The sequence below is a fragment of the Methylobacterium sp. 391_Methyba4 genome (assembly GCF_029691625.1).
Classification (GTDB): Bacteria; Pseudomonadota; Alphaproteobacteria; order Rhizobiales; family Beijerinckiaceae; genus Methylobacterium; species Methylobacterium fujisawaense.
Genome location: NZ_CP121475.1, coordinates 4299162 through 4310000 on the forward strand (window position 1 = coordinate 4299162; position 10839 = coordinate 4310000).

Consider the following 10839-nt stretch of genomic DNA (forward strand, 5'->3'; position numbering starts at 1 on the left):
ACCGCCCGGAGGGCGCGATGCTGCAGGTGGTTCCGGCCTTCTCGCGTATCGGCGAGGAAAACGCCTTCGCGGTGCTGGCCCGCGCCCAAGCCCTCGCCGCGCAGGGCCGGGACGTGATCAACCTCGGTATCGGCCAGCCGGACATGCCGACCCCCGCGCACGTGGTCGAGGCGGGCATCAAGGCCCTGCGCGACGGCCACCACGGCTACACGCCGGCGGTGGGCATTCCGCCGCTGCGCGAGGCGGTGGCCCGCGACATCCATCGCCGCCACGGCGTCGAGGTCTCCCCCGAATCCGTGATGATCGTGCCCGGCGGCAAGGTCACCATGTTCATGGCGATCCTGATGTTCGGCGCGCCCGGAACCGAGATCCTGTATCCGGACCCCGGCTTCCCGATCTACCGCTCGATGATCGAGTTCACGGGCGCGACGCCGGTCCCCGTGCCGATCCGCGAGGAGAACGGTTTCGCCTTCTCGGCGACCGAGACCCTGGCGCTGATCACGCCGAAGACCCGGCTGCTGATCGTCAACTCACCCGCCAACCCGACGGGCGGCGTGACACCGAAAGCCGAGATCGACGCCCTGGTGAAGGGCCTGGCCGAGCACCCCGACGTCGCCGTGCTGTCGGACGAGATCTACGGCACCATGACCTACGACGGCGAGACCCATCACTCGCTGCTCAAGTATCCCGAGATCCGCGACCGGCTCGTCTACCTCGACGGCGCGTCGAAGACCTACGCGATGACCGGTTGGCGCCTCGGCTGGTCGGTCTGGCCGAAGCCGCTCTACGACGCGGCCCGCAAGCTCGCCGTCAACGCGCATTCCTGCGTCAACGCGGCGACCCAGTGGGCCGGCATCGCGGCGCTGGACGGCCCCCAGGACTGCGTGACCGAGATGGTCGCCGAATTCGACCGGCGCCGGACGATCGTGGTGGACGGTCTGAACGCCTTGCCGGGCGTGTCGTGCATCGCGCCCAAGGGCGCGTTCTACGCCTTCCCGAATATCTCCCGGACCGGCTGGAAGGCGAAGGCGCTGGCGTCGGCCCTTCTGGAAGAAGCGGGCGTCGCGGTGATCGGCGGCCCGGATTTCGGCGTCCACGGCGAGGGCTACATCCGTCTGTCCTATGCCAACTCGGCCGAGAACATCCGACGTGCATTGGACCGGATGGGCACGTTCCTCAGCGAGCAGAAGCCGGCCTGACTTTCCGTCGGGTCGGAAAAGCCCTTCGTCGCGCCCTCACCCTGAGGTGCCGGAGCGCGGGGGAGGCCCGAAGGCGCTTCCGGATCCCTCGATGATTCCTGAAACCCGCCTTCGAGGCCCGCTGCCGCAGGCGCGGCGACGGGTAGGATCGACCGGGTGTCCGACCGGGCTTCCCTACGACTTGCCGGGGGCCCGCTTGTCGATCCAGCCCGCCAGCCAATCGGCGATATCGAGGCTGTTCTTGTCCTGCATCAGCATGTGCGAATTGCCGTGGATGCCGATCTCCGGCAGCAGGATCAGCTCCGCCCGGCCGCCCGCGGCATTCGCCGCCGCCACGAAGCTGCGGCACTGCTTGAGCCGCGGCGCCCAGCGGGGCGAGGCGTCGACGTAATCGCCGAAGAGGACGAGGATCGGCAGGTCCCTGTAGGGCGCGAGATCGTCCTTCGCCGGGTCCGGGCACGCGGCCGGCTCGATGGCGACGATGGCGCGGATGCCCGACCGGTCGAGGGACGCGGTCTGGAACGGGTAGATCCCCGATTGAGAGTGGGAGATCAGCACCGCACCTTTGAGCTTCTTGGCCAGTTCCGACAGGGCCGGCACAGTGGGGTTCGGCACCGGGAGGGCGGCCGACCAGTCCGGGACCATCTGCTTCCAGAACTCGCCCTGGGCCTCCAGGGGGAACTGCATGTCGGGAAACACCTTCGGGTATTCCGGCCCGAACCGGAAGATCGCCCAGGCCGGCTCGCGCCCGGCCAAGAAGACCGGCGGCAGCGCGTTCGGGTCGGCCCGCCCCATCTTCACCGCGTTGATCTGGGCCGGGCTCGCCGCCGAGCGACCGCGCCAGGCCTGATCGATCACGTAGGTCGGGAAGCCGCGCCGGACGAAGTACTCGTCCCAGCCCATGCGTCCGTCCGGCGTCGTCTCCCAGGTCTTGCCGGTGAGGCAGCAGCCGTGGATCAGCACCAGAGGCGGCCGTCCGGTCGTCACCGGAACCTGATAGCGGACATAGATCTGGTCGACGCTGATCGTGCCGGAGGGTGCGTAGGCCGGCAGCGTCGACAGCGTGTCGGACTGAACGTCACGGCCGCCGACGAAGAAACTGCCCTGCTCGGCAATGGTCAGGGGGCCGGCGGCCGGTTCGGCGGCACGGGCGATTCCGCCGCCGATCAGCATCGCACCGACCAAGGCACAGGCGCTCCGCCAGACGCGCCCGCGCGCAGGCACTGACAGTCCCGACATGAAATGTCCCGTCCTCCCGCGAAGGGCCAGTCCGGACCCGTTCCCGACCGGAAGCCTAGCATGAAGCTCGGCGGCAATGGGAGTTCCCCGCGCCCGTCCGGTTGCCGGTCAGGCCGCGATGTTGCGCTCGACCCGGTCGATCGCGTCGGCGGGAAGATCGAGGGCCTCGGCCAGCATCTTCAGGAATTGACGCTCCTGGAGCGTATCGGGATCGATGGCGAGCCGCGCCGCCGCGAAGATCCGCGCCGCCGCATCGGGGCTTGCGACCCGCTCGGCGATCTCGTCGACGTCGGCGGGATCCGCGAGCTCCCGATCGAGCCAGGATCGCCCGTCGGGATCGAGGCCCGCATCCGCGACGGCCGTATCGAGGCGCTTCCGCTCGGCCGCGTCGACCATGCCGTCGGCCGTCGTGGCCGCCACCATGGCTCGCAGCATCAGCCGGGCTTCGTCCTCATCGATCTCGGTGAAGTCCGGGCCGCCCGACTCGGGCGGTGGGGCACCGCGCAAGGCCCGGTAGGCGAGGCTGCCGATCAGCGCCAAGCCTCCGAGGGCCGCGCCGGCGGCTAGACCGCCGCTCCTGGAACGCACCAGTGCGTCGACGATCCGTCTGCTGTCAGCCATGCCAACCTCCCGGGATTGAATCCGATTCGGATCGGAAACAACCCGGGAGGCGCTCGGGTTCAGCCGCGCTCAGGCATCGGCCTCATCCTCGTCCTCGTCGATATCCACCAAGAAGACGATGTCGGCCTCATCGGCGTCGTCCGAATCGGTCTCGGTGTGATGGGGATCGTCGACGAAATCGCCCTCGCCGTCGTCCTCTGCCAGCGCGTCCTCGAAGATCTCGACCTCGTCCTCGGTGGCCGCCCGGACCTTGAGCGGCGACGTGCCGTTCCAGAGCGGCTTGCCGCCCGTCGTCATGGTCCGGATGTCTTCCTTGAATCCGTCACAGGTGAAGAGGTCCTTGGCGGACGCCTCGTCGCTGTTGATCACCGCAACGGCGGTGCCGTCGATCTCGAGCGTGAACATGGCCGGCATCCTTCTCGTAACCGTCCTCAGGCGCGCCCATTCAGCAGGCTGACCCACGGGTGCGACGCGCTGCCCCGGGAAGAACCACGGATGCTCCCCCCGGCAGCCATGAGCGCCGCGCGCGGATGCTGTAGGGGTGAACCGGACGGCCGCCAAGCCCATCCCGCCTCCACCGGCCCGAAAGCCATGGCGCGGATCCTGCGGGGCAGCGGTGGCGATGAAACTCGGACGCGAAGAAGGATCACCGCGGATGCGGATCAGGCTCGGCTGCGAGATGCGCTACGCCTTCCCCTATCCCGTACCGATGGTGGTCATGCTGAACGTGCATCCCACCCGGGCGGGCGCCCTGGAGGCCCCCGACACGCTGCGCACCGAGCCGCCCGTGCCGGTCGACCTCTATCGCGACGGTTTCGGCAACCTGTGCGCGCGGCTGAGCGCGCCGGCCGGGAGCTTCACGATCGGCACGGACGCAGTGATCGACGATGACGGGCGCCCGGACCCGGTGCACCCGGAGGCCAAGCAGCACGCGATCGAGGACCTGCCGGCCGAAACCATCGTGTTCCTGCTGCCCAGCCGGTACTGCGAATCGGATCTGCTGGCCGACGAGGCGTGGCGCTTGTTCGGCCATACCGAGCCCGGCTGGAGCCGGGTGCAGGCGGTCTGCGATTTCGTGCACGACCACATCGCGTTCGGCTACGAATTCGCTCACGGCGACCGCACGGCGCAGGATGCCTATGCGGGTCGCCGCGGCGTCTGCCGGGACTTCACCCACCTGGCCGTGGCCTTCTGTCGCGCGCTGAACATCCCGACCCGCTACTGCACCGGTTATGTCAGCTTCATCGGCGAGCCCGAGCCGCACCCGACGGGCGATTTCGCCGCCTGGATGGAGGTCTATCTCGGCGGGCGCTGGCACGTGTTCGACCCGCGCAACAACGCCCCGCGGATCGGCCGGGTCATGGTCGCCTACGGCCGCGACGCCGCGGATGTGCCGCTGACCCACACGTTCGGACCGAATCCCCTCGTGGGCTTCCGGGTCTGGGCCGACCGGATCGACCATCTGGACGCCTCCGGCGACGCGCCGATCCTGCCGGAGGAACCCCTGCCGCCGCAGAGCATGACGACCCGGATGGGGTGAGCGCGGCGCGCCTACACCCCGGCGCCCCGGGCTATGGCGCGCTTGACCACCCCCTGCACATCCGGATTCGAGAGGAACAGGTCGTGGTTGATCAGGCCGCCGCCGTAATCGGAGGCGTCGGCGACGCGCACGCCGAGTGCCTCGAGCTTGGCGCGATCGGCCGCGCCCGCCCGCACGCCCCCCGCCAGGGCGGCGGAGAGTTCGAGCGCCCGGTCGTTGGTGGAGGAGATCACCGTGATCTTCGAGACATCGGGTCCAAGGCGGGCGACGCCGTTGGAGAACAGGTCGAAATCGATGTCGGGTGCGGCCAGCACCACGGCTCCGATCCGCGCCATCGCGGCCTCGCCGGCCTCGGCGCGGAGCAAGCGCAGGGTCTCGAGCGTGAGGAGCGTGCCCATCGAGTGCGCGACGATGTTGATGCGGCCGCCGCTCGGCGAGGCGGCCAGCGCCTTGAGCAGGTCCTCGAAGGCGTCGCGCGACCAGAGGGCGCTCTCGCGATCGTAATTGTAATCGAGGGTCGCAGCCGCCGACGGCCACGTGAACAGGCCGGAGACGCCGCCGAAGCGGATGCCGTCCGAGAGCCTGGCCGCGCTGATCGCGGCCGATTCGAACGATTCGCGGTAGCCGTGGACGTAGATCAGCACGTCCCGCCCGAGGGCCGCCTGCGAGAAGGCTGTGGCGGCACCGGATCCCGTCTCGAATTTCGGCACCGCGCCGATCGTCCAGTCGCCGGTGATGACGGACGAGACCTTGCCGAGGAGCGAGCGGTCGGGCGGCGACAGGCGCACCTCCGCGAAGCTCAGGCCGCGGCCGCGGTCGCTGCTGAAATACGGCGGCCGGGGCGGATTGCCCACGGGCTTGCGGGTCGTGGCGACCAGCAACACCGGCATGACGTCGAGGGCCGATTGCTTTTCGGGCAAGGCCGCGCCGGTCCCGAGATCGTCGGTGACGCAGGCGCCGAGCGACGGGGCGAGACCCGCGGCGCCCGCGAGAGCTCCGAACCGGAGAAGGACGCGACGTGAGACGATCTGGCTCGACATGATCCGGTTGCGCTCGGGCGGGGTGCCCTCCGTCGCCCAGGATCGTGACCATCGCGGGGCACGATCACGGCAGGTCGGCGTGAATAGCGGGCATGACCGGGCTTGTGGTGGACGGGCCACAGCCGGCCCATCCCCCGGTGCCGGTGCCCTCCCCCTCGACGGCAGCCGTCGCCGCAGCCATGAAGGGACCATGACGCCGTCCATCGACATTCAGAGCCTTCGCGAGCGCCTGCTGCGCGGCGACCGCGCCGCGCTGGCCCGGGCCATCACGCTGGCCGAGTCCAAGCGTGCCGATCACCGGGCCCTGGCGGCGGATCTCATCGATTCGGTTCTGCCCGAAACCGGTCGGGCGATCCGCGTCGGGATCACCGGCGTGCCCGGCGTCGGCAAGTCGACCACCATCGACGCCCTGGGCTCGAACCTGACCGAGGCCGGCCACAAGGTGGCGGTGCTGGCGGTCGATCCGTCCTCTTCCCGGACCGGCGGCTCGATCCTGGGCGACAAGACCCGGATGGCGCGGCTGTCGCACGATCCCAACGCCTTCATCCGCCCCTCCCCGTCCTCCGGAACGCTCGGCGGCGTGGCGGCCAAGACTCGCGAGACCATGCTTCTCTGCGAGGCCGCGGGCTTCGACGTGATCCTCGTCGAGACGGTCGGCGTTGGCCAGTCGGAGACGGCGGTGGCCGACCTGACCGACTTCTTCCTGGTGCTGATGCTGCCCGGAGCGGGCGACGAGCTCCAGGGCATCAAGAAGGGCATCCTCGAACTCGCCGACATGATCGCGGTCAACAAGGCCGATGTTGGCGAGGCCGAGCAGCGGGCCAATGCAGCGGCTTCGGAATACCGTGCGGCGTTGCACATCCTCACCCCGGCCTCCGCCACCTGGACGCCGCCGGTGGTGACGATCTCGGGCTTCCACAATCTGCGTCTCGACGCGCTGTGGGCGAAGATCGTCGACCACCGGGAGAAGCTCACCGCCACCGGAGAGATCCAGGCGAAGCGCCGGACCCAGGACGTGAAGTGGATGTGGGCGCTAGTGGACGAGCGTCTGCACCAGCGCCTCGTCGGGTCCCCGGAGGTCCGGCGCCGCACGGCCGAGGCGGAGGCGGGTGTGGCGCGGGGCGAGACATCCCCCGCCGCCGGCGCCGCGGCCATCGCCGAGCTGATCGGCCTCTGACCTATCCCGTCTACCGCGGAAACGCTGGCCGCGCATAATTTCATGGCGGCCGGGGGCACAAACGCCATCTCGCGCGTTCGGTGGACGACGGCGTAACGAGCGACGCCCGCGTCGCGGCGCCGCGCTCACGTCCAGGAGAGTGCCATGGTGGATACGGATCGGATCGTCGGCGGCGCCAAGGAGGCCGTCGGCAAGGTTCAGGGCGCGGCCGGAGATTTCGCGGGCTCGAACCGCGACTCGGTCGAGGGTCGGTTCCGCGAGGCCCAGGGCGAGGCGCAGAACGTCTACGGCCAGGTGAAGGACAAGGCGCGCGACATCGCCGACCGGGCCGGCGACGTCGCCAGCGACGCGTATGACCGCGCCGGCGACATCGCGGGTGAGGCCTATGAGCGGAGCGGTTCCTACCTCCGCGACGGGCGTGCCGCCGTCGGCGCCCGCGTGGAAGAGAATCCCCTGGTCGCCCTGCTGATCGCCGGCGCGGTGGGCTACGGCCTCGCCCTGCTGGTCCACGGCCGCCGCTGACCGAGGAGCGGCCCCACCTGAAGCCGGGCGGGGCCGCCATCCCACAGGCTCCGCCCGATCGTCGCGGCTGATCTGACGGCTGCGGAACGCCCATGATACCGAGGGTGTCGATACGGAAGGTGTCAGCCCCCGGGTGACGGGCCCTGCCTTCCGGAACGCAGCAGTGGACGCCGCTACTGCGCGGTCCAGCCGCCATCCATGCTGATATTGGCGCCGGTGATCTGGCTCGCCGCATCGGAGCACAGGAACACCGCCAGTGCGGCGACCTGATCAACGGTGACGAATTCCTTGGTCGGCTGCGCCTTCAGCATCACGTCTTCGATCACCTGCTCCTTGGTCAGACCGCGGGCCTTCATCGTGTCGGGAATCTGCGACTCCACGAGGGGCGTCCAGACGTAACCGGGCGAAATGCAGTTCACCGTGATCTTGTGGGGCGCGAGTTCCAATGCCGCCGCCTTGCTCAGGCCCGCGATCCCGTGCTTGGCCGCCACGTAGGCCGACTTGAACGGCGAGGCCACCAGCGAATGGGCCGAAGCGGTGTTGATGATCCGGCCCCAGCCGCGTGCCTTCATCCCGGGAATTGCCGCATGCATCGTGTGGAAGGCCGAGGACAGGTTGATCGCGATGATCTGCTCCCACTTGTCGGCCGGAAAGTCCTCGATCGGCGATACGAACTGGATCCCGGCATTGTTGACCAGCACGTCGACGGATCCGAAAGCGCCCTCCGCCTCGCGCACCATGGCGTTGATCGCCTCGGGCTTGCTCATGTCGGCGGACGAATAGTGGACCTTGACCCCGTAGGCGCTTTCGATCCCGGCCCGCGTTTCCTCGATGGCGGTCGCGTCCCCGAACCCGTTGAGCACGACGTTGGCTCCCTCGGCCGCAAGGGCGCGCGCGATGGCAAGTCCGATGCCGCTGGTCGAGCCGGTGACGAGGGCGGTCTTGGTCTTGAGGGTCATGGAGCCTCCTGGAACTCGGGCGCGCTGCCGAGCGAATGGGAAGACGGCGCGGTCGCAGCGGGACAGGTCGCGACCTAACTAGCGCGGGACGGGGACGCCGGCACAGGGTCGCCCGATGCCGGTGCGGGCAGGATGTCACCGGCTTCCGTCTGCGGGCGCGGTGAAGCCGGAAGGCCGATCTCGACCCGCAGCCCTGGGGCGTTGTCGAAGAGCCGCAGGGTCCCGTGATGCAGGCGCACCACGGCGTTGACGAGGCTGAGGCCCAGCCCGAAGCCCGGTCGCGAACGGGCATCCTCCAGGCGCACGAAGCGACCGAGGACGCGGGCCCGCTCCGCTTCGGGGATGCCCGGTCCATGATCGGACACGGCAAGGCGGATCGTCTCGCCGTCGCGCCATGCCTCCAGCGTCACGCTGGCCTCCGCTCCGGCGGATTCGGCCCCGTATTTCAGGGCGTTGTCGATGAGGTTGGCGAGGGCTTGCCCGATCAGCTCGCGGTTGCCCGCGATGGTGAGGGCGTCCTGCGCGCGCACCGCGAGCGTCAGCCCCTGATCCTCGGCGACCGCCTCGTAGAGTTCGCCGACGCTCCGCACCGTCTGGCCGATATCCAGCGGTCCCAGCATCTCCCGGGCAGACCCGGCTTCGAGCCGCGCGATCATCAGAAGGGCATTGAACACCCGGATCAATCCGTCGCCTTCGTCGATCACGGCTTCCAGCGCCGCGCGCAATTCCTCCGTCGTCGAGGCCCGGCGCAGGGCCTCGTCGGCGCGGTTGCGCAGGCGGGTCAACGGCGTCTTGAGGTCGTGGGCGATGTTGTCGGAGACCTCCCGCATGCCGCGCATCAGCTCGCCGATCCGCTCCAGCATCAGGTTGAGGCTCGACGCGAGGCGGTCGAGTTCGTCGCCGTTTCCCGCCACAGGGAGCCGGTCGTCGAGATCGCCCGCCATGATCGCGCGGGTGGTCTGGGTCATGGCATCGACCCGGCGCAGCACCCGGCTCGCTGCCAGCCAGCCGCCGATCACGCCGAGGAGCACGACGGCGGCGAGCGAGGTGAGGAAGGCGCGCCCGATCACCGCCCGCAGACGGTCGCGCTCTTCGGTGTCGCGCCCGACGAGCAGCCGGAATCCGCCCGGCAGGGTGAAGACCCGCACGATCGCCTGATGCGCCTCGGCATCGGACTCGTTGCGGCCGTAGCGCGTTTCGGTCTGACCTGGGGTCGCCAGCACGGCGGCGGGCACGTAGCCGACATTGCCGACCACATGGTCGCCGCCGGCCGTCGTCACGAGGTAGAGCGAGGCCCCCGGCTCGCGCGAGCGCCGCTCCACCACGCTGATCAGCCGCCGTAGACCGCCGGCATTGTATTGTTCCGACAGGCCGTTGATCTCGGCATCGATCGTCGAGACGATCTGGTCGTCGAGTACCGCGCGGGCATTCCAAGCGACGTAGCCCAGCGCCAGGAATGCGCAGAGGGCGAAGATCGCCAGATAGGCCAGCGACAGCTTGAAGGCGGTGGTGCGGAACAGCTTCTGGAAGCGCGCAGCCCCCGTCTCGCGGGCGACCAGCGCGTCAGCCGGAACCGCGCTCACCCGGAGGCGCCCTCCTCGAAGCGCAGGACATAGCCGGCACCCCGAACCGTATGGATGATCGGGGACGCGAACCCCTTGTCGAGCTTGCTGCGCAGGCGCGAGACGTGAACGTCGATGACGTTGGTCTGCGGATCGAAGTGATAGTCCCAGACATGCTCCAGCAGCATCGTGCGTGTCACGACCTGGCCCGCATGCCGCATCAGGTATTCGAGAAGACGGAATTCGCGGGGCTGCAACGGGATCTCGCGGCCGGCCCGGGTCACCCGATGGGACAGACGGTCGAGTTCTAGGTCGCCGATCCGGTAGCGCGTCTCCTCGGCGGCTCCCGAGCCGGCCTGCCGCCGGGCCAGCGCCTCGGTGCGAGCCAGCAGTTCCGAGAAGGCATAGGGCTTCGGCAGATAATCGTCGCCCCCGGCGCGCAGCCCCTTCACCCGGTCGTCGACCTGCCCGAGTGCCGACAGGATCAGCGTCGGGGTCGCGACGTTCTGCTCGCGCAACGACCGGATCAGCGACAGGCCATCGAGCTTCGGCAGCATCCGGTCGACGATCAGCACGTCGTAGTCACCCTCGCGGGCCAGCGCGTAACCGTCGAGGCCGTCATGCGCGCTGTCGGCGACATGGCCGGTCTCACGGAAGGCCTTGACGAGATAGGCCGCAGCCTCCTGATCGTCCTCGATGATGAGCAGTCGCATGGCCCCGTTCCATAGCGCGCCGCGTGGGTCGGGGGAACGTATCTCCATCAACATGGTCAAGTCGCTCCCCTCCCCTCTCGGGCTGAACGGGCCGAGGTCGCGGACCTCGGCCCGTTCCGAAGCGGGGCGCGGACGACTCGGAGGGCGCGAGATCCGTCACCGGCTTCGTCCGCGTGGGCCGTGGACCATGCGCGGTGTGAGGATGATTGCAGGCGATCGATTACCGGATGATCGCGGGGAGATGACTTCGCGGTAAGGCGTCGTCGG

The 10839-nt window shown here is 69.3% G+C and carries 11 protein-coding genes; 4 read left to right on the plus strand and 7 right to left on the minus strand.

Annotation, left to right across the window (positions count from 1 at the left end; genetic code table 11):
- Window positions 1–17 precede the first annotated feature (17 nt).
- Window positions 18–1199, plus strand: a complete 1182-nt coding sequence (locus P9K36_RS20205) for a pyridoxal phosphate-dependent aminotransferase (RefSeq protein ID WP_043354409.1) — start codon at window positions 18–20, stop codon at window positions 1197–1199.
- Between the two features lie 174 nt (window positions 1200–1373).
- Here the strand turns inward: P9K36_RS20205 and P9K36_RS20210 are convergent, their stop codons facing one another.
- From P9K36_RS20210 to P9K36_RS20220, 3 genes are all read right to left on the minus strand, one after another.
- The gene (locus P9K36_RS20210; protein WP_278305874.1) at window positions 1374–2384 is read right to left on the minus strand and encodes an esterase; all 1011 of its coding nucleotides are present in this window, start codon (window positions 2382–2384) and stop codon (window positions 1374–1376) included.
- A 162-nt stretch (window positions 2385–2546) separates the two neighbouring features.
- Window positions 2547–3059, minus strand: coding sequence for a DUF533 domain-containing protein (locus tag P9K36_RS20215; RefSeq protein ID WP_043387704.1), 513 nt, complete (start codon window positions 3057–3059; stop codon window positions 2547–2549).
- A 69-nt stretch (window positions 3060–3128) separates the two neighbouring features.
- A complete protein-coding gene (locus tag P9K36_RS20220; RefSeq protein ID WP_043387705.1) occupies window positions 3129–3464 on the minus strand; it encodes a hypothetical protein in 336 nt (111 codons plus the stop codon).
- A gap of 250 nt (window positions 3465–3714) precedes the next feature.
- Here P9K36_RS20220 and P9K36_RS20225 point away from each other — a divergent pair, with 250 nt between their 5' ends.
- Complete coding sequence (locus P9K36_RS20225; RefSeq protein WP_278305875.1) at window positions 3715–4599, plus strand: transglutaminase family protein; 885 nt, start codon at window positions 3715–3717, stop codon at window positions 4597–4599.
- Window positions 4600–4610: 11 nt separating this feature from the next.
- Here P9K36_RS20225 and P9K36_RS20230 read toward each other — a convergent pair whose 3' ends face one another.
- Complete coding sequence (locus P9K36_RS20230; RefSeq protein WP_043354580.1) at window positions 4611–5639, minus strand: alpha/beta hydrolase; 1029 nt, start codon at window positions 5637–5639, stop codon at window positions 4611–4613.
- A 190-nt stretch (window positions 5640–5829) separates the two neighbouring features.
- Between P9K36_RS20230 and meaB the strand changes: the two genes are divergently transcribed.
- Window positions 5830–6816, plus strand: coding sequence for a methylmalonyl Co-A mutase-associated GTPase MeaB (meaB, locus tag P9K36_RS20235; RefSeq protein ID WP_043387707.1), 987 nt, complete (start codon window positions 5830–5832; stop codon window positions 6814–6816).
- 144 nt (window positions 6817–6960) lie between these two features.
- On the plus strand, window positions 6961–7338 hold the full coding sequence (locus P9K36_RS20240; protein WP_043354576.1) for a CsbD family protein: 378 nt from the start codon (window positions 6961–6963) through the stop codon (window positions 7336–7338).
- A gap of 173 nt (window positions 7339–7511) precedes the next feature.
- On the opposite strand, the gene P9K36_RS20245 is transcribed toward P9K36_RS20240, so the two are convergent.
- The 3 genes from P9K36_RS20245 to P9K36_RS20255 form a co-directional block, all read right to left on the minus strand.
- Window positions 7512–8297 carry a 3-hydroxybutyrate dehydrogenase gene (locus P9K36_RS20245; RefSeq protein ID WP_043758827.1) on the minus strand — a complete coding sequence of 262 codons (786 nt, stop codon included), beginning with the start codon at window positions 8295–8297 and terminating at the stop codon, window positions 7512–7514.
- 74 nt (window positions 8298–8371) lie between these two features.
- A complete protein-coding gene (locus tag P9K36_RS20250; RefSeq protein ID WP_278305876.1) occupies window positions 8372–9880 on the minus strand; it encodes an ATP-binding protein in 1509 nt (502 codons plus the stop codon).
- Complete coding sequence (locus P9K36_RS20255) at window positions 9877–10572, minus strand: response regulator transcription factor (protein ID WP_043354572.1); 696 nt, start codon at window positions 10570–10572, stop codon at window positions 9877–9879. The genes P9K36_RS20250 and P9K36_RS20255 overlap by 4 nt, the downstream gene beginning before the upstream one ends.
- Window positions 10573–10839: the final 267 nt, after the last annotated feature.